General features: G+C 61.5%; 17 protein-coding genes. 10 read left to right on the top strand and 7 right to left on the bottom strand.

Annotated elements, in window-relative coordinates; translation table 11 throughout:
* Positions 1–77 precede the first annotated feature (77 nt).
* Positions 78–611, bottom strand: a complete 534-nt coding sequence (locus ACSQ26_RS28335; protein ID WP_436014918.1) for a transglutaminase-like cysteine peptidase — start codon at positions 609–611, stop codon at positions 78–80.
* Between the two features lie 317 nt (positions 612–928).
* Here ACSQ26_RS28335 and ACSQ26_RS28330 point away from each other — a divergent pair, with 317 nt between their 5' ends.
* Positions 929–1,336, top strand: coding sequence for a hypothetical protein (locus tag ACSQ26_RS28330; RefSeq protein ID WP_436014916.1), 408 nt, complete (start codon positions 929–931; stop codon positions 1,334–1,336).
* 96 nt (positions 1,337–1,432) lie between these two features.
* On the opposite strand, the gene ACSQ26_RS28325 is transcribed toward ACSQ26_RS28330, so the two are convergent.
* On the bottom strand, positions 1,433–1,603 hold the full coding sequence (locus ACSQ26_RS28325; protein WP_436014914.1) for a hypothetical protein: 171 nt from the start codon (positions 1,601–1,603) through the stop codon (positions 1,433–1,435).
* Positions 1,604–1,720: 117 nt separating this feature from the next.
* Between ACSQ26_RS28325 and ACSQ26_RS28320 the strand changes: the two genes are divergently transcribed.
* The 4 genes from ACSQ26_RS28320 (at position 1,721) to ACSQ26_RS28305 (ending at position 8,137) form a co-directional block, all read left to right on the top strand.
* Complete coding sequence (locus ACSQ26_RS28320; RefSeq protein ID WP_436014912.1) at positions 1,721–2,104, top strand: hypothetical protein; 384 nt, start codon at positions 1,721–1,723, stop codon at positions 2,102–2,104.
* Between the two features lie 76 nt (positions 2,105–2,180).
* The gene (locus ACSQ26_RS28315) at positions 2,181–3,557 is read left to right on the top strand and encodes a PepSY-associated TM helix domain-containing protein (protein WP_436014910.1); all 1,377 of its coding nucleotides are present in this window, start codon (positions 2,181–2,183) and stop codon (positions 3,555–3,557) included.
* Between the two features lie 228 nt (positions 3,558–3,785).
* Positions 3,786–4,964, top strand: a complete 1,179-nt coding sequence (locus ACSQ26_RS28310) for an efflux RND transporter periplasmic adaptor subunit (RefSeq protein ID WP_436014908.1) — start codon at positions 3,786–3,788, stop codon at positions 4,962–4,964.
* Complete coding sequence (locus ACSQ26_RS28305; RefSeq protein WP_436014906.1) at positions 4,961–8,137, top strand: efflux RND transporter permease subunit; 3,177 nt, start codon at positions 4,961–4,963, stop codon at positions 8,135–8,137. Before ACSQ26_RS28310 ends, ACSQ26_RS28305 begins: the two co-directional genes overlap by 4 nt.
* A 30-nt stretch (positions 8,138–8,167) precedes the next feature.
* Here the strand turns inward: ACSQ26_RS28305 and ACSQ26_RS28300 are convergent, their stop codons facing one another.
* Positions 8,168–9,799 carry a phosphoethanolamine transferase gene (locus ACSQ26_RS28300; protein ID WP_436014904.1) on the bottom strand — a complete coding sequence of 544 codons (1,632 nt, stop codon included), beginning with the start codon at positions 9,797–9,799 and terminating at the stop codon, positions 8,168–8,170.
* Between the two features lie 149 nt (positions 9,800–9,948).
* Here ACSQ26_RS28300 and ACSQ26_RS28295 point away from each other — a divergent pair, with 149 nt between their 5' ends.
* Complete coding sequence (locus ACSQ26_RS28295) at positions 9,949–10,938, top strand: M23 family metallopeptidase (protein WP_436014902.1); 990 nt, start codon at positions 9,949–9,951, stop codon at positions 10,936–10,938.
* Between the two features lie 15 nt (positions 10,939–10,953).
* On the opposite strand, the gene ACSQ26_RS28290 is transcribed toward ACSQ26_RS28295, so the two are convergent.
* Positions 10,954–11,700 (bottom strand): SDR family NAD(P)-dependent oxidoreductase, encoded by a 747-nt coding sequence (locus tag ACSQ26_RS28290; protein ID WP_436014900.1) that lies wholly within the window; start codon positions 11,698–11,700, stop codon positions 10,954–10,956.
* 278 nt (positions 11,701–11,978) lie between these two features.
* A complete protein-coding gene (rhaM, locus tag ACSQ26_RS28285) occupies positions 11,979–12,293 on the bottom strand; it encodes an L-rhamnose mutarotase (protein ID WP_436014898.1) in 315 nt (104 codons plus the stop codon).
* A gap of 167 nt (positions 12,294–12,460) precedes the next feature.
* On the opposite strand from rhaM, the gene ACSQ26_RS28280 reads away from it, so the two are divergent.
* On the top strand, positions 12,461–12,892 hold the full coding sequence (locus ACSQ26_RS28280; RefSeq protein WP_436014896.1) for a hypothetical protein: 432 nt from the start codon (positions 12,461–12,463) through the stop codon (positions 12,890–12,892).
* Here the strand turns inward: ACSQ26_RS28280 and ACSQ26_RS28275 are convergent.
* Together ACSQ26_RS28275 and ACSQ26_RS28270 are read right to left on the bottom strand one after the other, a co-directional pair.
* Positions 12,889–13,467: an SRPBCC family protein gene (locus tag ACSQ26_RS28275; RefSeq protein WP_436014894.1), complete on the bottom strand. Its 579-nt coding sequence runs from the start codon at positions 13,465–13,467 to the stop codon at positions 12,889–12,891. The genes ACSQ26_RS28280 and ACSQ26_RS28275 overlap by 4 nt on opposite strands.
* A 5-nt stretch (positions 13,468–13,472) precedes the next feature.
* A complete protein-coding gene (locus ACSQ26_RS28270; protein WP_436014892.1) occupies positions 13,473–13,802 on the bottom strand; it encodes an ArsR/SmtB family transcription factor in 330 nt (109 codons plus the stop codon).
* A 169-nt stretch (positions 13,803–13,971) separates the two neighbouring features.
* On the opposite strand from ACSQ26_RS28270, the gene ACSQ26_RS28265 reads away from it, so the two are divergent.
* The 3 genes from ACSQ26_RS28265 (at position 13,972) to ACSQ26_RS28255 (ending at position 20,955) form a co-directional block, all read left to right on the top strand.
* On the top strand, positions 13,972–17,295 hold the full coding sequence (locus ACSQ26_RS28265; protein ID WP_436014890.1) for a DUF2126 domain-containing protein: 3,324 nt from the start codon (positions 13,972–13,974) through the stop codon (positions 17,293–17,295).
* On the top strand, positions 17,296–19,704 hold the full coding sequence (locus tag ACSQ26_RS28260; protein WP_436014888.1) for a circularly permuted type 2 ATP-grasp protein: 2,409 nt from the start codon (positions 17,296–17,298) through the stop codon (positions 19,702–19,704). It begins immediately after the preceding gene.
* Positions 19,705–19,776: 72 nt separating this feature from the next.
* Complete coding sequence (locus ACSQ26_RS28255; RefSeq protein ID WP_436014886.1) at positions 19,777–20,955, top strand: calcium-binding protein; 1,179 nt, start codon at positions 19,777–19,779, stop codon at positions 20,953–20,955.
* Positions 20,956–21,017: the final 62 nt, after the last annotated feature.

Here is a 21,017-nt window from a genome sequence, read left to right as displayed (position 1 = left end):
CAATCCGCTCCATGCGCAGCCCGGTAGGCGCGGGTCGCACTATCACCCGCCGGAAACGGCCCTGCTTCGTCTTGCGATCATTGAATCGAGCTGATGGCAAGATCGCGCAGAAGGTTTTGCAATTGGGCGCCTTGGGATTTGGGCCTGATCCGCTCAACACCTGGCGCTGGTTGGTGCTGTTGCGGGGTGGGGTTTTTATCCATGTCGAGCACATAGGTCTGCTTCGTCGTGACGACCTCAAGCACGAGATGGTCGTTCGGCCTGTTTCGGGACACGACCTTGGGCCGCAGCGCCCGCGCCGGATAGCCAAGCTGGATCAACGCGTGCCGCTTCGTGACGACAAAGTCGTCGCAATCACCGAAGCGGGGATTGATCGTCCATTCGTCACTTGTCTCATTTCGGGGGATGATCGAGTCGTTCACGGTGTGATCGATGCCCTGGATGTCGCGATCGACATGTTGCGACCACTTGATGACCGTCGGTCCCGTGGTCGGACACTCCGCGGCATGCTGAATGCAGAATACGGTATGTGCCATGTTGATTTGGTCGTCCGGTCCAGCATGCGACGCAAAACCGGCAAACAGCCATGACAAAGTAATGAGATATGACACAGAATCGCCCCGCTCGAGTTCCCCGGGGGCAATGTGACTAGAACTATGGCGATATCGCGTCGCAACTTTTAGGCGTTCTCGACGCCACGCGAATGGGAACGCCATCTTGCCGCCTATAATTGCAATATGTCAGCGCGGTTGACCCAATAGGCAGTCGATCGCTGACCGTCAGCGACAAGGATCTTGCCATTTGTCCTGCCGAAATCACCAATATACAATTTTGTAGTGTATAACATTATTAAGAAAGTCTTGACATAACAGCCTTTACTGGAGCTTAATGGATTTGTGGGCTGTTTTTCTTAAGTATGGAGGAAGAAATGCGCCAAAAAATTCTTGCAGCAACACTACTAGTTCTGACGTCGTCTTTGGCTTGGGCCGATCCAGCCGAAGTCGCACAGTCCTGTGCTACGGGCTCGGACTGCACCGCACTCGTCAATCAGGAGATTGCCGGGATGCAGGGAACGCAGGCTGAAAAAGACAAAGCCGTCGCCGATCTCGTGGTTTCGATCGGCACCGAAAGCCAGACCGCCGACGCGTTAAGGTGCAAGGAAATGGCGGTGGCCGTCAGGGCGTCAGCAGGCTCTGTTTCGGATGCTGGCCAGCAAGCACGGATAATCGCCGTTGCGGACTCCATGTGCAAAGCGCAGATACAAACAGCTGCCATTGGAGATGACTCACCGGACGATGGCGGCGAACGCAACGAACAGCCGGCAAGTGACAACTAGATCGGTTGCAGTTTCGTCGAAGCCGCCGTTTTGCGACGGTGACGTTATCCGGTGCTTATACCATGAGCACCGGTGGTGGCTTGCTCGTCCCGAAGGTCAATCAAACCTTTTGCCGGCCCGTTCGTCGGAGACAAATCGGGCGTGCTCGGCATGGACAATCGCCGCAAGCTCCCGCTTCACGTCGTTGAAGGCGACCGAATTGCTGCCGCGGGGATAGGGCAACTCGACCTTTACATCCTTTTTGATCGTGCCCGGTCGGTATGTCATGATCACGACTCGCGTTCCAAGATAAACCGCCTCTTCGACGGCCGCTGTCGATCCGTCGCATTGACTTCGCAAGCCACTCTCGCTTAGTTCACCCAGGACAGGGGAAAACGGGTTTCGATGGCGGATTCGACGACATCATTGGCAAAGGCAGTGCGCCTGTTGTGCGTGCTGTGCCTCGTCATGATCGGCTTCGCCCACAAGCCTGTCGAAGCCGCATCTGCCGGCAACATTCCCGTCTATGTCCTGCCCGACGGCTCGATCGCCTCGATCTGCATTCCCGGCGACCATGACCAGAGCCCGGCCAAGGCGGCAAGCCACGGCTGCGATGCTTGCCGGCTCTCATCGACCGCACTTCTGCCGACGCCGCAAGATCACTGCGGCCAGCCCTTGGCATATGCGCAAATCGTCAAGGTCCAGGAACGGCAATACCGCCTAGCACGGCAGATCTATCCGCCCAGTTCCGGGCCTCGCGCGCCTCCTCACGCTGTCATGATGTCCTAACCGGCGTTGCGGGCGCTCCGTAACGCCCGTCATCCCTCACGGCCTGCCGAGTGCGGCCGGAAACATCGGTATATCCATGACAGACACAACACTCACCGGCACGCCCGCCGTGACCGAAGGCGATATTTCCCTCTATCGCGCCATCTGGCGCTGGCATTTCTTTGCGGGCCTTCTGGTCATTCCATTCATGCTCAATCTCGCCGTGACCGGCAGTCTCTATCTCTTCAAGGATGAGATCAACGACACCTTCTTTGCCTACCGCAACGTGGTGGCGGACACTGGAGCAAGCGTTGCTCCATCTGCGATGATCGACGCCGCAGAGGCGGCCGTGCCCGGCTCCTCGGCATCCGGCTATCGCGAAGCGCCCGATGCCGCGCATTCGGCGATGGTGACGGTTTCATCCGATGCCGGCAGCACGCTGGTATTCGTCAATCCGCATGACGCCAAAGTGCTCGGCCACGTCGCCTCGGACAATGAATTCAACTGGGTCGTGAAGAAGATCCACAGCCTTGAATATTTCGGCGCCTACGCCAATCGGCTGGTGGAAATCGTCGGCGGCTTCGCGCTGATGCTGGTGGTGACCGGCATCTATCTCTGGTGGCCGCGCCGTCAGACCGGTGGTGTGCTGTCGGTCCGTGGCACGCCGTCGAGGCGGGTCTTCTGGCGCGACACGCATGCCGTGACCGGTGCGGTGGCCGGGATCATGATCTTCTTCCTCGCGGCCACGGGCATGCCATGGTCCGGCTATTGGGGAGACAGCGCCAACACATGGCTGACGGCCAACGGCTATGGCTATCCCGCCGAATTGTGGGATGCCGTGCCAACCTCCTCGAAGGCGACACACCACGCCGTCGACCAGCCGGGCTGGGTCGTCGAGAATGCACCGGTGCCGGAATCGACGATGGACATGGCGCACATGCACGCCCAGCCGATCAGCCTCGACGCCGCGGTCGATATTGCCCGGAAAGCCGGCATCGCGCCTGGCTTCGAAATGGCGACCCCCAGCGACGACAAGGGCGTTTACACGGCCTCCGTCTATCCCGATGACCTCTCCCGGGAGCGCACCATGCATATCGACCAATTCTCCGGCAAGCCGCTGGTCGATATCTCCTATGGCCAGTATGCACTCGCCGGGCGCCTGATCGAATGGGGCATCAATGTCCATCAGGGACAAGAATGGGGATTGTTCAACCAGCTGCTGATGCTGGCGACCTGCCTGTGCATCGTGCTGATGTGCGTGTCCGCTGCCGTGATGTGGTGGAAACGACGCCCCTCCGGGCGTCTTGGCGTGCCGCCCGCACCGCCGCGTAAAAGCGTCTATATCGGCCTCTGGGCCATCGCCGCCGTCTTCGGCCTTGCCTTCCCGATGACCGGGATCGCGATCGTTGTGATGGTCCTGCTCGACCAGACGATCCTCCGGCTCATTCCGCCGCTGCGGCGGATATTTTCGTGAGAGTTGCGGAAAGGACCTCGACGCATCGCGATTGCCAGCGGGGGGACCAACCTGCTGTTATCAATCAGTGATTGGTCAATCGACCAATCACTCCACATTCGCTGGTTGATGCCTTGAACACCGGATTGGAATGCCTACTTCACTCATACTCTGCCGCGGCAACTGTTGACATCGGTCAATTGAGCGAAGAGCATTCGTAAATTGATATGGAACCAAGGGGGCATGAGAATGCGGAATTGGCTATCTTCTGTACTGAACGGTCTCGTTTTCTCTCTCCTCCTTCTGCCAAATGCGGCAAACGCACAGGATGCCGCCGCCCCGCCGCCGGTCACGGTGGCCAAGCCTCTCGTCAGGGATGCGGTGGACAATGACGGCTTCGTCGGCCGATTCGACGCCGTGGACAGGGTGATCGTGCGGGCGCGTGTCGGCGGCTATCTGCAGGAAGTGCATTTTACCGACGGTTCGCTGGTCAAGAAGGGTGATCTGCTGTTCGTGATCGACCAGCGGCCATACGCGATCGCGCTCGACCAAGCCGATGCCCAGCTCCAGTCCGCCCAGGCCACGTTGACCTATGCGTCAGCGCAGCTCGCGCGCGCCGAAGGCCTCGTCAAGAGTGGTGGCCAATCCATCCAGACGCTCGAGGATCGACGCCGCGAACAGATTTCCGCTCAGGCCGCCGTTCGCGCCGCCGAGGCGACGGCTGATCGCGCCAAGCTCGACCTCGAATATACCAAGATCACCGCACCGATCAGCGGCCGCATCGACCGCAAGCTGATTTCCGTCGGCAACCTCATCCAGGCGGATCTGTCGATATTGACGACAATCGTCACGCTGGATCCGATCGATTTCTATTTCGATGTCGATGAACGCCGGCTCTTGAACTTCGCCAGCACGGCGCGCAGCCGTGGTGACGACATTCAGCTTGGCGGCGGCGGTGTCGAGGTGAAGGTGACGATTGCGGATTCTCGCGAAAAGCCGTTCAGCGGCAAGCTCGACTTCGCCGAAAACCGGATCGACACGCAGACGGGCACGATGCGGCTCCGGGCGCGGTTCGAAAATCCGCAGCTGGTTCTGCAGCCCGGCCTGTTCGGCCGTATCCAGGTCGAGGCGTCGAACAAGTATCGCGCGATTCTCATCCCTGACGAGGCGATCGGCTCGGACCAGAACGAGCGCGTGGTCTTCGTGGTCGGCGCCGATGGCACCGTATCCACCAAGGCGGTGCGCCCCGGTCCCCGTCTTTATGGCTACCGCGTCATCCGCGAGGGCCTCGACGGCACCGAGACGATCATCGTCAATGGTCTGATGCGCGCGCGTGCGGGCTCCAAGGTCACGCCTCAGATGACCGAACTGCCGCAACAGCGCGATGACGCCGTGCCGGATGCGTTGGATCTGGAGCTCGCGCAATGAGATTTGCACATTTCTTTGTCGACCGGCCGATCTTCGCATCGGTCGTCTCGATCGTGCTGCTGATTGTCGGCGGCGTCGCCTATTTCCAGTTGCCGGTCGCACAGTATCCTGAGATCGCGCCTCCGACCATCGTCATCCGCACCGCCTATCCCGGCGCCGATGCCGAGACGATCGCCAACACGGTAGCGACGCCGCTGGAGCAGGAAATCAACGGCGTCGAGGACATGCTCTACATGTCGTCCTACTCGACGGCCGACGGCTCGATGGCGCTGACCGTCACCTTCAAGCTCGGCACCGATCTCGACAAGGCGCAGGTGCTGGTGCAGAACCGCGTCGCCATTGCCGAACCGCGGCTGCCTGAAGACGTGCGCCGCATCGGCATTACCACGGCCAAGAGCTCGCCCGACCTGATGATGGTCATCCATCTGCTCTCGCCCAATGGCCGTTACAACCAGCTCTATTCCTCGAACTATGCCCGCACCCGCATCCGCGACAAGCTGGTCCGGCTTGACGGCGTCGGCGACGTCATCTTGTTCGGCGAGCGCGAATATTCGCTGCGCATCTGGCTCGATCCGGAAAAACTCTCGTCCTACGGCATGACATCGAGCGATGTCGTCCAGGCTCTGCGCGACCAGAATGTGCAGGTCTCGGGTGGCTTGATCGGCGCGCCGCCGGCGTCTGATAACAGCGCCTTCCAATATACCGTGACCACCGAGGGCCGGTTTTCCGATGCCCGCCAGTTCCGCTATGTGATTGTGAAAGCGGCTGAAGACGGACGCCTTGTGCAGTTGCAGGATGTCGCCCGTGTCGAACTTGGCGCCAAGGACTATGTGACCAACAGCTATCTCGACGGCAACCCCGCCGTCGCGATCGGCATCTTCGCCCGGCCCGGCACCAATGCGCTGGCTGCATCCGAATCGATCCAGCAGACGATGAAGGAGTTGTCGAAGGATTTCCCGCCGGGCCTGACCTACGACATCATCTACAACCCGACCGAGTTCATCTCGGAATCGATCTACGAGGTCTACAAGACCATCGCCGAAGCGGCCATCCTGGTCGCCCTCGTCGTGCTCATCTTCCTGCAATCCTGGCGCACCGCGATCATTCCGATCGTCGCCATTCCCGTATCGCTGATCGGCACCTTCGCCTTCCTCCTCGCCTTCGGCTTCTCGCTCAATATGCTGACGCTGTTCGGTCTGGTGCTGGCGATCGGTATCGTCGTCGATGACGCGATCGTCGTGGTCGAGAATGTCGAACGAAATCTCGCACGCGGCATGACCCCCAAGCAGGCGGCACATGTGACGATGGACGAAGTGGGTGTGGCGGTCGTCGCCATTTCGCTCGTGCTCATCGCGGTTTTCGTGCCGACCGCCTTCATTCCCGGCATATCAGGCCAGTTCTACCGCCAGTTCGCGGTGACGATCGCCGTTGCGACGGGCATCTCGGCGCTGAACTCGCTGACGCTGTCTCCGGCGCTGGCCTCGATCCTGCTGAAGCCGCATGAGGAGCACCATCGCTCACGCAATCCGATCACGCGGGCCGGCCAGTTCCTCGCCGGCGGGTTCAATGCCGGATTCGACAGGATGAGTGCCGGCTATTCCTGGATCGTCCGCCATATGGTGCAGACCGGGCTGGCAATCACGGCGTCCCTTATTGTGTTCGCCGGCTTGCTCTACGCGACCTATTTCATGGGCACCACGGTTCCACGCGGCTTCGTTCCGACGATGGACCAGGGCTACGCCATCGTCGTCGTGCAATTGCCCGATGGCGCATCGCTCGAGCGCACCGATGCGGTGATCACGAAAGCCTCCGAGATCGCGAACTCGATTCCCGGCGTCAGGAACGCCGTGGCCTTTGCCGGCTTCAATGGCGCGACCTTCACCAACGCGTCCAATTCCGGCGTCATCTTCACGCCATTCGATAGTTTCGAGGAGCGGCTGAAACACGGCCAGAGCGCGAACGCGATCATCGGCCAACTCTACATGAAAATGCAGAGCATCCAGGAAGCCTTCATCATCGCCGTGCCGCCGCCCGCCATCGCCGGCATCGGCAATGGCGGCGGCTTCAAGATGCAACTGATGGATCTCGAAGGTTCCGATATGCGCCGCGTGCTGGGTGCTGCCTATCAGTTGATGGGCAAGGCGAACCAGACGCCGGGCCTGACGGGCGTCTTCACGACCTTCTCCGCATCGAGCCCGCAATATTTCCTCAATATCGATCGCGACAAGGCCCGCGCCCTGAACGTGCCGATCCCCAACATCTTCGATACGCTGGCGATCAATCTCGGCACGTCCTATGTCAACGATTTCAACGCGTTCGGCCGTGTCTACCAGGTCCGTGCCCAGGCCGACAAACAGTTCCGCACCGACAGGGCGAGTATCCTGGCGTTGAAGGTCCGCTCGGCAACGGGCGCGCTCGTGCCTCTGGGAACCTTGATCGACATCCTCGACAAGAGCGGCCCGGCCCTCGTCCAGCACTATAATATGTATGTCTCCGTCCCGGTGCAGGGCAATCCCACGCCCGGCGTCTCGACCGGCAGTGCGATCGAGAAAATGGAAACCCTCGCCAGGGAGATCCTGCCATCAGGCACGACCTTCGAATGGACCGAACTGGCCCTTCAGGAGAAGAATACCGGCAATACGGCAATCTATATCTTCGCGCTGGCCGTAATCTTCGTGTTCCTGGTGCTTGCTGCGCAGTATGAAAGCTGGATCTTGCCACTGGCGATCATTCTCATCGTGCCGCTCGCGATCCTCGCGGCACTTATCGGCGTCTATTTGAGAGGGATGGACAATAATATCCTGACCCAGATCGGCCTTGTCGTGCTGATCGGACTGGCGGCGAAGAATGCGATCCTGATCGTCGAATTCGCCCGGCAAGCCCAGGCTGAGGGCAAGAGCGCGGTGGAGGCGGCGATCGAGGCGTGCCATCTGCGCCTCAGGCCCATCCTGATGACCGCATTCGCCTTCATCTTCGGCGTCGTGCCGCTGGTGATCGCCACCGGTCCGGGTGCCGAAATGCGCCAGTCCCTGGGTACCGCCGTGTTCTCCGGCATGATCGGCGTCACATTCTTCGGATTGTTCCTGACGCCTGTGTTCTATGTCCTGCTGCGCTCGCGCCGTTCGAAAGCCATGACACCCGGGGAACCGACCGAGGAAGCCGCCGCGATTTGAGCTTCGGAGCAGGAGACCAGAAGCAACAGCCTAGTTTACCGCCGGAACTCTGCATTTCCCGAAAATGTCGAGTTCCGGCCGGTAGACGGAGGTCCTGATATCCATCATCCCCAGCAGCGTGTGGTAGACATTGTCGTGGCTGAACGGCGAGGCGGAAAGCCTTGCCGCGCAGGCCCGATCGAAACTGGACGCCGCATCGTAATCCGACGACGTCCACGCGATCAGCGGCACATGCGTCTGCTCCCTCGGCGCAGAGGCATAGGGCGCGCCATGCATGAAGACGCCGTTCTCGCCGAGCGATTCCCCGTGGTCGGAGACGAAGAACATCACGCCGCTCGCCTTGTCATGATGTTTATCGAGAAGCCCGATGACCCTCGCCAGGAACCGGTCGGTATACGCGATCGTGTTGTCATAGGCATTGACGATCTCCTCCGAAGAGCAATCGTTCATCTGGTAGAGCCGGCAATCCGGCTGGAAGGGCCTGAACGTATCGGGATAGCGCAGGTAATAGGCCGGCCCGTGCGATCCGCGCTGGTGCAGCACCACGACGGTCGGCCCCGTCGCCGCGCCGATCAGCGTGTCGAGATCGCCGAGGAAGATGTCGTCCTGGCAGGTGCCGCTCTGGCAGAGGTCCGGATCTGTGCGCATCATATAGCTCACATATTTCACGCCATCGGCCACCCCCTTGGAGCCGCCGTCATTGTCCCACCAGTGCACGTCGATCCCTGCATGCTTGTAGACGTCCATCAGCGATTCCCGCGCGATCGCCTTGTCCTTGGAGAAGTCCCCGCGTTGGAAACCCGAGAACATGCAGCGGAGCGAAATGCTGGTTTCCGTGCCGCAACTCGTGACATTAGAGAAGTTCAGCACGCCGAGCTTGGCCAGGTCCGGATTGGTATTCCTGGCATAGCCGTTGAGCGAGAAATTCATCGCCCGCGCCGATTCCCCCACCACGATCACCGTGACGACAGGCTTTTTGGCCCGTGCGATCCATTCGCCCTTGCGGGCATCGCGGCCATAGGGTTCGCGCATGGCATTGCGGTTCTCGATCATCTGCGCCGCCACCCTGATCGCAGCCGAGACCGGTCCCGCCGGGTTCAGCACCTCCATCATGGCGTTGAAGTCGCGTCGCATCGCGGCGCGCACCTCGCCGAGATGCGAAAAGATCAGCCCGCCCGCGACCAGAAGCATCACGACGAACACCGCCGCATTGGTCAGCAGGCGTGACCGGAACGGACCGTAGATCACCTGCACCCACATCACCAAAAGGCTTGGCAGAATGCCGAAAACCAGCATGTGGACGAAAAAGCTCGCAGTCAGGAACTCTCCCGTTTCGCCGGAATTGGTGGCCAGAACATTCTCGATCATGTTGGCATTGATGACCGTGCCGAACGTATCGGTGAAATACGAAGCCCCCGCCGCGACCAGGATCGCGAAGATGTAGACGGGCTTGGCGATGAAACGAAACGACAGCCCCACCATCACCCCGATGAACACCGCAAACGTCGCCACGCCGAAGGTGGCAAGACCGGTACCGCTCGCGAAACCCTCCCAGGCCTTGCCCCAGAACGTGATATTAGCCACAGCCAGCAGATGGAGCGCGACAAGCACGCCGAGAGCCGTGGCGCTGATCGCGGGACGTCGCGTGAAAAATGCGGCCATGCTCTTCCATATGCTTGTTGATTGCGGACGGAATGGGAAGCGCATGTAGGCTCGGCGGCGGCCATTGTCCATGGAGCGTCTGGCCTTTTCCCCGCCGCACAACCACACTAAGTAGATGTTCTCGCGAGCATGGGATGGAGAGCGACCGGATGGGACTGCGCACGATCGGCCTTGCACTTGTAGGCCTCGCCTGCCTCACAGGCAGCGCCGCCGCGATCGAACTCAGGCTGCCCGCCGAATGCACGCTCGGCACCGATTGCTTCCTGCAACAGTCGCCGGACATGAAGGCAGGCCCCGGCGCCACCGATCCCTTCTGTGGCATCGCCACCTATGACGGCCACGATGGCGTCGATCTCCGCATCCTGTCGATGGAGGATGTCGCGCGCGGCGTGCCCGTCGTGGCAGCCGCCGATGGCGAGGTGCTGCGCGGCCGCGATGGCGCGCCGGATCGCCTGATTCAGACCGATGCGGATCGCCGGGCCGTCGCCGACAAGGAATGCGGCAACGGCGTCGTCATGAAGCACGCGGATGGCACCGAGACGCAATATTGCCACCTCAAGCAGGGCAGCATCGTGGTTCGTCCGGGGCAAAGGTTGAAAGCAGGCGACAAGATCGGCGAGGTCGGCGCCTCCGGTCTCGCTCAGTTCCCGCATGTCCATCTGACGGTGCGGATCGGCGGCGTGGAGATCGATCCGCTGACCGGCCGCAAGATCGGTGATGGATGCGTCGCCAATCCCGCAGACGCCCACCCCCTGTTTTCCAAGGCCGTCATGGACGCCCTGCCCCACGACAAGCCTGATATCCTCGGCTTCGGTCTTGCCGGATCGGTGGTCGATTACGACGCGCTCGCCATCGACGGCCCGCCGGCTGATGCTGCATCGAGCGATCAGGCAACCGTGGTCTGGGGATGGATCGCCAACCTGAGAGCCGGCGACCGCCTGCGCTTCACCATGAGCGATCCCAGCGGCCAGCCTCTGGTCGACACCACAACCGAACCCCTCGACCGCAACAAGGCGGTCTATTCCGCCTATTCCGGCAAGCGCGGCTCGCCCCTATCGGGCTCCTATGCGATCGGTCTGGAGATCATCCGCGACGGCAAGGCGATCATCGATCGGAAGACGACAGTCAATGTGAAGTGAGCGTGCTGACCGTCTTTAGTACGTCGCCCGGCCGCCCGAGAGATCGAACACCGACGCCGTGGTAAAGCTGTTTTCCTTCGACACCAGCCAGGCCACCATCGCCGCCGCTTCCTCAACCTCGAGGAACCGCCCGCGCGGAATCCGCACCCGCATATATTCGATGAATTCCGGCGTCAGTTGTTCGAGGATGCGCGTCTGCGCGGTCGCCGGCGTGATGCAGTTGACCGCGATGTCATAACCCGCGAGTTCCTTGCCGAGCGACTTGGTAAGCCCGATCACGCCCGCCTTGGATGTCGAATAGGCCGAGGCGTTTGGATTGCCCTCCTTGCCGGCGATCGAGGCGATATTGACGATGCGGCCATAGTTCTGCGCCTTCATTCCAGGCACGAAGGCGCGGTTCACGAAGAATGTGCCGTGGAGATTGATGTCGATGATCTTCTTCCACATCGCGATCTCGTAGGTGTCGAGAGGCCCCGCCGGCCCGGCGATCCCGGCCGAATTGACCACGATCTGCACCGCGCCACTATTGCTCAACGTCCGCTCGCGCGCCGCTTCCACCTGCTCCCAGTCCGAGATATCCACCACTTCGCGAGTAGCCTGCCTACCAAGTGCCGCAGCGGCGGTCCCCAGCAGGGCCTCGTCCATGTCCCAGAGCGTCACCCGGGCGCCCGACTCCACCATCCGCTTGGCCATGGCAAAGCCGAGCCCCTGCGCGCCACCGGTCACCACGGCATGCTGGCCTTCGAGATCGATCCTGTTCATGTTCCCTCCCGGCATTTCCTCGGCCCATGCGTAGCTGATCATACGACCGTTGGAAAGGTTGTGTGGCATCTTGGCCAACTGTGGAGCGCTGGCGATCCAACTGGCTCCCTCTTCTCCCCTTGGGGAGAAGTGCCGAGCGAATGCGAGGCGATGAGGGGTTCTCAGCCGCACATTCCGCGCTTCGCGCAACCCCTCATCCGCCCTTCGGGCACCTTCTCCCCAAGGGGAGAAGAGGACGCCAGCGGCACTTATCCAGTCACTCGCAAGCCCGATTGCCGTCACGCCATATGAAACACCCGCGTTAGCGGCACCTGCACCGGCGTATTGTCCGCTTCGACCGCCATGACATCAGCCATATAGTCCCACCATTTCCGCATGATCGCCTCCTTGGGCATTGCGTCCATCGTGTGATCCTCGGTGCGCTTCAATATGCCGAAAAGGTGGTTGGTCTCTTCGTCGAGCCAGATGGAATAATCCGAAACACCTGATGATTTGAGCAGCGCCGAAAGCTCCGGCCAGATCTCGTCGTGACGACGCTTGTATTCCGCCTTCTGGCCGGGGTTCAGCACCATGCGGAACGCGATCGTTTCCATATTCACAACCTCTAACATATTGATACTGCGACTCAAGCGGCAAATGCGATGCTCTTCATTATAGGGTTGTTCATCCTTTCCCAGCAAAGCGTTTGACGAATTTGGCCCCCACCCGCTTTATCCGTCCGATCCGAAACACGCGACTCGATGCCGGAGATTGACGACCCATGCTCAAACCGTCCGCGACGGCGATTGCCGACATGCTGGAGTTGCTGGCCCGCATGCTGCATGCCAGGGGCTACCAGCACGAAATGTTTCCCGCCCAATGGGTGGCGCTGAGATATTTCTCCAGAGCGCGCCGCGATCTCTGCACGGCAAGTGAGCTCGCACGCTTCCAGCATATGGCAAACGGTCCCGTCAGCCGCACCGTCCGTACGCTTCTGCAGAAGGGCCTGCTCGCCAAGGCCAAGGAACAGCCACGCGGCAAGGCGGAAATACTGGAACTGACCGCCTCCGGCCGCGCGCTCCTCAAGCTCGATCCCTGCCGTGAGATCGAGTTCATCCTGTCAAGCCTGACCGACGATGCCCGCTCCGCGCTCAACCACGGGCTGGAACTCCTGCTCCATCGCCTGTCGATGCCGGAAGCAAAGATCGCTTAGGATTTAACGCTCGGCGGAATGACCTGGTCGGGCATCGTCTCGCGCTCGGCCTTCGCACGGCGTGCGGCTTCCGCGAAATCCTCGGCCACACCGTTTCGGCGCGGCTCCTTCCACAACAGGTCGTTGAAGAGGCCTGCCGTTTGCATGACCAGCAATTGTTCGGAGAGCTTGTCGAGCGCGCTCGCCCAGCCCCAGCGATGATCCTGGCAATCCGCTTCATTCCAGAACTCCTCCTGCCGGAACCGCATCCGCGTACGCCCGTCACCGGTATCATCAAAATGGATGGTCACCAGCGTTTCGTACTTGTGCCAGTGCATCGACGACGAGAAGATCAGCTTCGAGGGTTCCTCGATCGCATGATAGGTGCCCCAAACCCAGGTCTCGACATCGCCGTTGAACATGCAGGCCCGCCAGCCGCCGCCGACGCGAACGTCAAGCTCGCAGCTTGTGAGGCTGTGGCCGCGCGGACCGTACCAGCGGATCATGTGCTTCGGGTTGGTCCACATCGCGAAGACGATCTCGCGCGGCGCGTCGAAAATCCGCTCAAAGGCCAGCACCCGGTCCGACGTGTTCATTATATTCATTTCCTGTCCTCCAATATCTCTTCGAGATAGTCGTCCATCCTGTCGAAGCTCTCGTCCCAGAAGCGCTTCATCTGTTTGGTCCAGTCCCGGATCTCCTCAAGCCGCGAAAGCTCCAGCCGGCAGGGCCTGAGCTGCGCCTCGCGGCGCCGCGTGATCAGCCCTGCCTGCTCCAGCACCTTCAGGTGCCGCGAGATCGCCGGGCCGCTGATATCGAAGGGTTCCGCCAGTTCCTGCACCGAAGCCTCGCCCTCGGAAAGCCGCTGGATGATGGCGAGCCGTGTCGGGTCGCCGAGCGCGGCGAAAACGGATGAAAGCTGCGGGTTCATAATTTAACATTTTTGTTAATTAACATAATTGCTAATTACAAATGCGGCGAGCGTCTGTCAAGCGACGGCCCGGACATTCCCCGGCCATTGGTATGTTCTTAATTTATCAGCTTGCTTTCCCGGTTTGCATTGCACAAACTCCAAAATCAAAAGCAGGGAACAGCGCCATATGTCGATCAAGGCGAGCATCTATCACCTCACGCACTATAAATACGACAAGCCGGTCATCCTCTCGCCCCAGATTATCCGGCTCAAACCTGCTCCCCATTCCAAGACCAAGGTCCTCAGCCACGCCCTCAAGGTCACCCCGTCCAACCATTTCGTGAACCTGCAGCAGGACCCCTACGGCAACTATCTCGCCCGTTTCGTCTTCCCCGAACCCGTGACCGAGATGAAGATCGAGGTCGATCTCGTCGCCGACATGACGGTCTACAATCCCTTCGATTTCTTCGTCGAGGAAAGCGCCGAATACTGGCCCTTCGCCTATCCGGAAGACCTCAAGGAAGACCTTTCGATCTACATCAAGCCCGAGCCCGCCGGCCCCGAGCTTCAGGCCTACCTCGATACGCTCGATCGGAGCAAGCAAAAGACCGTCGATATGGTCGTCGGCCTCAATGCCATGCTGCAGAACCGTGTCGGTTACGTCATCCGTATGGAGCCCGGCGTCCAGACTCCGGAGGAGACGCTGCTCACCGCGCTCGGCTCCTGCCGCGATTCCGGCTGGCTGCTCGTGCAGATCCTGCGCCATCTTGGCCTCGCCGCCCGCTTCGTCTCCGGCTACCTCATCCAGCTCGCGCCCGACCTCAAGGCGCTCGACGGCCCCTCCGGCACCGAGGTCGATTTCACCGACCTGCATGCATGGTGTGAAGTCTATTTGCCGGGTGCCGGCTGGATTGGTCTCGACCCGACCTCCGGCCTGCTGACGGGCGAAAGCCATATTCCGCTCGCCGCAAGCCCACATTTCAGGAATGCTGCGCCGATCTCGGGCGGCTATTTCGGCCAGGCCGAGACCTCCTTCGATTTCGACATGAAGGTCATCCGCGTCTCCGAGCATCCGCGCATCACCAAGCCCTTTCCGCAGGATAGCTGGGAACATCTCGACCGGCTCGGCGAGGAGGTCGATGCCTATCTCAAGGCCGAGGACGTGCGCCTCACCATGGGCGGCGAGCCGACCTTCGTCTCGATCGACGATTTCCAGTCCGACGAATGGAATACCGCTGCCGTCGGCCCGCAGAAGCGCGACCTCGCCGACACCCTGATCCGCAAGATCCGAGAGCGTTTTGCGCCCGGCGGCTTCCTGCACTATGGCCAGGGCAAGTGGTATCCCGGCGAGACCCTGCCGCGCTGGACCTTCTCGCTCTACTGGCGCAAGGACGGCAAGCCGATCTGGCGCGATCCCCAGCTCGTCGCCATCGAGCGCAAGGATTACGAAGCGACCGTCGACGATGCCGGCAAGCTGCTGGCAGCCATCGCCGTCGAACTCGATCTCACGCCCGAGAACGTCATGCCCGCCTACGAGGATCCCGCCGAGTGGATCGTCAAGGAGGCCAATCTCCCTGAGAATGTCGATCCCGCCAATTCGAAGATCAAGGATCCCGAGGAGCGCAACCGCATCGCCCGGGTGTTTTCGCGCGGGCTCACCACGCCGTCCGGCTTCGTCCTCCCGGTCCAGGCCTGGCAGGCACGCGCGTCGGGCCGCGTCTGGGTCAGCGAGAAATGGATCACGCGACGCGGCCGCATCTTCCTCGTACCGGGCGATTCGCCGGTCGGCTTCCGCCTGCCGCTGAACGCGCTCCCCTATATCTCGCCGTCGATGTATCCCTATATCAATCCCGAGGACCCGACGGTCGCCAAGCCGGACTTGCCGGATTTCGCCGCTGAGAAGGGCCGCGCCATGCCCGAGCATTCGCTGAAGGCGGATGCTGCCGGCCAGCAGGAGCAGATCGGCCAGTCCTACGAGGAGATCGGCGGCCGCGTCCGTACCGCCATCTCGATCGAGCCGCGCGATGGCCGGCTCTGCATCTTCATGCCGCCGACGGAGAAGCTCGAAGACTATCTCGACCTCATCGCCTCGGCCGAGCGCGCCGCCGCAAGCCTCGGTCTGCCCGTCCATATCGAGGGCTATACGCCCCCACAGGACGAGCGGCTGAACGTTATCCGCGTCGCCCCCGATCCCGGCGTCATCGAAGTCAACGTCCACCCGGCGAGCAACTGGCGCGAATGCGTCGACATCACCACGGCGATCTACGAGGAAGCCCGCCAGTCCCGCCTCGGCGCCGAGAAATTCATGATCGACGGCCGCCACACCGGCACCGGCGGTGGCAACCATGTCGTGGTCGGCGGCGCCAACCCGAACGACAGCCCGTTCCTGCGCCGCCCCGATCTGTTGAAAAGCATCGTGCTCTTCTGGCAGCGTCATCCCTCGTTATCCTACCTGTTCTCCGGCCTGTTCATCGGCCCCACCAGCCAGGCGCCGCGCATCGACGAAGCCCGTCACGACGGCCTTTACGAACTGGAAATCGCGCTCGCCCAGGTCCCGGCCCCCGGCAAGGGCGTGCCCCCGCTGCCATGGCTGGTCGATCGCCTGTTCCGCAACCTGCTGGTCGATTCGACCGGCAACACCCACCGCTCCGAAATCTGCATCGACAAACTCTTCTCGCCCGACGGCCCGACCGGCCGCCTTGGCCTGATCGAGTTCCGCGGTTTTGAGATGCCGCCGGATTCGCGCATGAGCCTTGCACAGCAGCTGCTGGTCCGCGCCCTGATCGCCCGTTTCTGGAAAGCGCCGCTGGAAGGCAAGCTCGTCCGCTGGGGCACGACGCTGCACGACCGCTTCATGCTGCCGCACTATGTCTGGGCGGATTTCATGGATGTGCTCGACGACCTCAAGAGCCACGGCTTCACGTTCCGGCCAGAATGGTTCGAGGCCCAGCTCGAATTCCGCTTCCCCTTCTATGGCGAGGTCGATTACGAAGGCACGCGGCTCGAACTCCGCCAGGCGCTGGAACCCTGGCACGTCACGGGCGAATCCGGTGCCATCGGCGGTACCGTCCGTTTCGTCGATTCCTCGGTCGAGCGCCTGCAGGTCAAGCTCGAAACCACCAATCCCGAGCGCTTCGCGGTGGCCTGCAACGGCCGGCCGGTGCCGCTCAAGAACACCCAGACGCGCGGCGTCGCGGTCGCCGGCGTGCGTTACAAGGCCTGGCAGCCGGCGTCGGGTTTCCACCCGGTTTTGCCGGTTAACACACCGCTCACCTTCGACATCTATGATACATGGACGGGCAAGGCGGTGGGCGGCTGCATCTATCACGTCGCTCATCCGGGTGGCCGGAACTACGAGACGTTTCCGGTCAATGGCAATGAAGCGCAGGCGAGACGGCTCGCGCGCTTCGAGCCATGGGGCTACACATCCGGCCGCTATCAGCTGGCACGGGAAGAACCCCATCCGGATTTCCCGCTGACGTTGGACCTCAGGAGGCCGCCGGGAGTGTAAATGGTAAGTGCGGGGGCAACGAGCGCGCAGGTGAAAGCCGAGACGCCGAAGAAGAAGCTGGATTATCGTCCGCTGGCAGGCGCCCCGGACGAAATGCTGGGTCCGGATGGCGAAGTACGTCCGGTCTGGCGGCATTTCCTCAACCGCCTCTCGGCGATGTCCGAGGACGAACTCGAGACCCGCATCGACAAGGCCGACCGTTACCTGCGCGACGCTGGCGTATTCTACCGCGCTTATGGCGGCGCGCCGAATGCCGAACGGTCCTGGCCGCTCAGCCACGTCCCCGTCCTGATCAACGAACAGGAATGGGAGAAACTCTCCGAAGGGCTGATCCAGCGCGCCGAACTGCTCGAACTGATCGCCGAGGATATCTATTCCGAAAACCGCCTGGTGCAGGAAGGCTTCCTGCCGCCAGCACTCATAGCCGGCAATCCCGAATATCTCCGCCCGCTTGTCGGCCTCAAGCCTGCCGGCGGCCACTTCCTGCATTTCGTCGCCTTCGAGATCGGCCGCGGCCCGGATGGCGACTGGTGGGTACTGGCCGACCGCACCCAGGCACCCTCGGGCGCCGGCTTCGCGCTGGAAAACCGTGTCGCGACGACACGCGCTTTCTCCGACATCTACGCCGAAACCCATGTCCACCGGCTTGCCTCCTTCTTCGGCGCCTTCCGCGATACGCTGCAGGGCTACAAGAAGCATCCGGAAGACCGCATCGCCGTTCTCACCCCGGGACCGGCGAACGAGACCTATTTCGAACATTCCTATATCGCCCGCTATCTCGGTTTCATGCTGCTTGAGGGCGAGGATCTTACTGTCGTCAACAACCAGGTCATGGTCCGTACCGTCGCCGGTCTCAAGCCGGTCAGCGTGCTCTGGCGCCGCCTCGACGCCAACTATGCCGATCCGCTCGAGCTCAACCAGACCTCCCAGATCGGCACGCCGGGCCTCGTCCAGGCGCTGCGGTCCGAAAGCGTCGCCATCGTCAACGCGCTGGGCTCGGGCCTGTTGGAAACCCGCGCCCTTCTCGCCTTCATGCCGGCCATCTGTCGCCGCCTGCTCAATCAGGAACTCAAGCTACCATCGATTGCGACATGGTGGTGCGGCCAGCAGTCCGAGCGCGACCACGTCATCGCCAACCTCGACAGGATGATGATCGGCCCGGCCTATTCGCGGCTGTCGTTCTTCGATGACGGCAACGAGTCGCTCTCCGGCTCGGCGCTGAGGGAAAAGAACGCCGCAATGCTGACCCGCCTCCAGGAGGAAGGACATCGGCTTGTCGGCCAGGAGGTCGTGAAGCTCTCCACCACGCCGGCCTTTGTCAACGGCAAGCTGTCGCCGCGACCGATGAGCCTGCGCGTCTTCGCCGCCCGCACCAAGGAGGGCTGGCAGATCATGCCGGGCGGCTTCGCCCGCATCGGCGGCAGCGACGACGTCTCGGCCATCGCCATGCAGAAGGGCGGCTCGGTCGCCGATGTCTGGATCGTCTCGGATAGCGCCGTGAAATGGTCGACGCTGCTGCCGTCCGAGGAGAATTTCACCCGCAACATGCCGGGCAGCCTGCCATCGCGCGCCGCCGACAACTTGTTCTGGCTCGGCCGCTATATCGAGCGCGCGGAAGGCGCGCTGCGCATCCTGCGCTCCTGGCACGGCCGCTTCGCCGAATATGCCGATCGCGAGCAGCCGCTGCTGGCCGACGTTTCCGAATATCTCGCGGCACTTGATGTCGATACCGAGGAGGTCGTGCCGGAAACCCTGGTGATGAACATTTCGAGCGCGCTCTATTCCGCCTCCAACATTCGCGACCGGTTCTCGCCTGATGGCTGGCTGGCGCTGAACGACCTCGCCAAGACGGCGCGTGATTTCCGCGAGAAGGTGCTGCCCGGCGATGATGCCACCCGCGCCATGACCATCCTGCTCCGCAAGCTTGCGGGCTTTGCCGGTCTCGTCCACGAAAACATGTACCGCTTCACCGGCTGGCGCTTCCTGTCGATCGGCCGGCATCTCGAACGCGGCCTGCACATGGCCCGCTTGCTCCGCCATCTCTCCGGCCCCGATGCACCCGACGGCGCGCTCGACATGCTGATCGAGATCGGCGACAGCGTCATGACCCACCGCCGCCGCTACAATGTCGCGACTGCACGCCTGACGGTCACCGACCTGCTCGCCCTCGACCAACTCAATCCGCGCTCGATCTTCTATCAGCTCAACGAGATCAAGACCGAAGTCGAACTTCTCCCCAATGCCACGATCAACGGCCAGTATTCGCCATTCTACCGAGAAGTCCTGAAGATCTATAATCAACTGTCGCTGATGACGCCGGAGGCGATGACCACCGAAGTCTATGCGCAACTGGCTGAGGACATGGAAAATCTTTCCGATCTCCTTGCAAAGACCTACATCTCCATCTGACCTGTTGATTTGAGCCGTGATCCTCGGCAGATTGCAGTCCGACACCTCAATCGCCGGTCGCAGGGGGCATCCATGGCCAAGGACATTCTGAAGGGCAGACTTTTCGGCCCGGAAATCTATACCGAAGCTTCGATGTCCGTAGTGGTGGACTCGTCGGCGGTCTTGCTCTCCGACACGGAAGGCCTCTATTTTTCACCCGCGGCTTCCAATGCGAAGATTACCGTTGCGGGAGGGATCATCGCCTCCAATGTCGGAATCTATGTCGAAGGCGTCTCATCCCGGATCGACGTCGCCCGATCGGGATTGATCTCCGGGGAATTCGCCATCGTCCTGTCCGGCGCGGACAGCCGCGCCACCAACAACGGCACCCTCATTGCAGACGAGGCGGGCGTCTGGCTTAGCGGCGGTCGGTCGAAGCTTGTCAATACCGGCAGCATCTGGGCCAACGCCGGTGTCGTGCTCATCGGCGATGATACGGTTTTCGTCAACCAGAAGACCGGCGACATTTCCGCGAGAAATCACGCGGTCGTCGTCGAAGTGTTCACCGCTGATACCACATCGAGAACCGTTAACAGGGGACTCATGGCCGTCGAAGATGGCGCAGTCTTCTTGGGTGACAGTTCCGATGACACACTGATCAACAGCGGCAAACTCATCGGCGACGACGTCGATCTCGGCGGCGGCAATGATGTCTTCGATAACCGGGGTGGAAGGTTCAACGGCTCGGTCATCGGTGGCCCAGGCGACGACATGCTGATCACCGACCGCGCAAATCTCCAACTGGTCGAGGATGCCGGCGAGGGCGACGACACGGTCAAATCGTCGGTGACCTACACGCTCGGCGCAGAGGTCGAAACGCTCATCCTCTCCGGCAAGAAGGATATCGACGGCACGGGAAATGCCTCCGCCAACACCCTGACGGGCAATCGGGGCGACAACGACCTGTTCGGCCTCGCCGGCACGGACACGCTTGATGGCGGCAAGGGCAATGACCGTCTGGCGGGCGCGGAAGATGCCGACACATTTGTCTTCGCGACCCGCTACGGTGTCGACACGATCACCGATTTTGCCGACGGAATCGACAAGATAGATCTGAAGGGTTTCGATGCGGTCGCTGACTTCACCGACATGATCGACCACCACGCCAAGGATAGGAACGGCAATGTCGAAATCCGCAGCGGCGACGACAGGCTGATCATAAAAGGCACGACCGTCCTCGACCTCGACATCGGCGATTTCATTTTCACCTGAATCAGTGCATCAAGGGTATCGAGCATGTTGTCGCTATTGGAGCCAACAGGATGACTCCAATA

The sequence above is a fragment of the Rhizobium sp. LjRoot254 genome, assembly GCF_964254105.1.
Lineage (GTDB): Bacteria > Pseudomonadota > Alphaproteobacteria > Rhizobiales > Rhizobiaceae > Rhizobium_E.
The sequence above is the reverse complement of the archived record's forward strand: the minus strand, read 5'-3'. Positions and strand labels throughout refer to the sequence as shown.

Coding starts and splice junctions, on each gene's coding strand:
- ACSQ26_RS28265 (WP_436014890.1), top strand. CDS start 13,972: ATGTCGATCAAGGCGAGCATCTATCACCTCACGCACTATAAATACGAC.
- ACSQ26_RS28260 (WP_436014888.1), top strand. CDS start 17,296: ATGGTAAGTGCGGGGGCAACGAGCGCGCAGGTGAAAGCCGAGACGCCG.
- ACSQ26_RS28280 (WP_436014896.1), top strand. CDS start 12,461: ATGCTCAAACCGTCCGCGACGGCGATTGCCGACATGCTGGAGTTGCTG.
- ACSQ26_RS28325 (WP_436014914.1), bottom strand. CDS start 1,603: ATGACATACCGACCGGGCACGATCAAAAAGGATGTAAAGGTCGAGTTG.
- ACSQ26_RS28255 (WP_436014886.1), top strand. CDS start 19,777: ATGGCCAAGGACATTCTGAAGGGCAGACTTTTCGGCCCGGAAATCTAT.
- ACSQ26_RS28310 (WP_436014908.1), top strand. CDS start 3,786: ATGCGGAATTGGCTATCTTCTGTACTGAACGGTCTCGTTTTCTCTCTC.
- ACSQ26_RS28270 (WP_436014892.1), bottom strand. CDS start 13,802: ATGAACCCGCAGCTTTCATCCGTTTTCGCCGCGCTCGGCGACCCGACA.
- ACSQ26_RS28275 (WP_436014894.1), bottom strand. CDS start 13,467: ATGAACACGTCGGACCGGGTGCTGGCCTTTGAGCGGATTTTCGACGCG.
- ACSQ26_RS28305 (WP_436014906.1), top strand. CDS start 4,961: ATGAGATTTGCACATTTCTTTGTCGACCGGCCGATCTTCGCATCGGTC.
- ACSQ26_RS28315 (WP_436014910.1), top strand. CDS start 2,181: ATGACAGACACAACACTCACCGGCACGCCCGCCGTGACCGAAGGCGAT.
- ACSQ26_RS28320 (WP_436014912.1), top strand. CDS start 1,721: ATGGCGGATTCGACGACATCATTGGCAAAGGCAGTGCGCCTGTTGTGC.
- rhaM (WP_436014898.1), bottom strand. CDS start 12,293: ATGGAAACGATCGCGTTCCGCATGGTGCTGAACCCCGGCCAGAAGGCG.
- ACSQ26_RS28300 (WP_436014904.1), bottom strand. CDS start 9,799: ATGGCCGCATTTTTCACGCGACGTCCCGCGATCAGCGCCACGGCTCTC.
- ACSQ26_RS28290 (WP_436014900.1), bottom strand. CDS start 11,700: ATGAACAGGATCGATCTCGAAGGCCAGCATGCCGTGGTGACCGGTGGC.
- ACSQ26_RS28330 (WP_436014916.1), top strand. CDS start 929: ATGCGCCAAAAAATTCTTGCAGCAACACTACTAGTTCTGACGTCGTCT.
- ACSQ26_RS28295 (WP_436014902.1), top strand. CDS start 9,949: ATGGGACTGCGCACGATCGGCCTTGCACTTGTAGGCCTCGCCTGCCTC.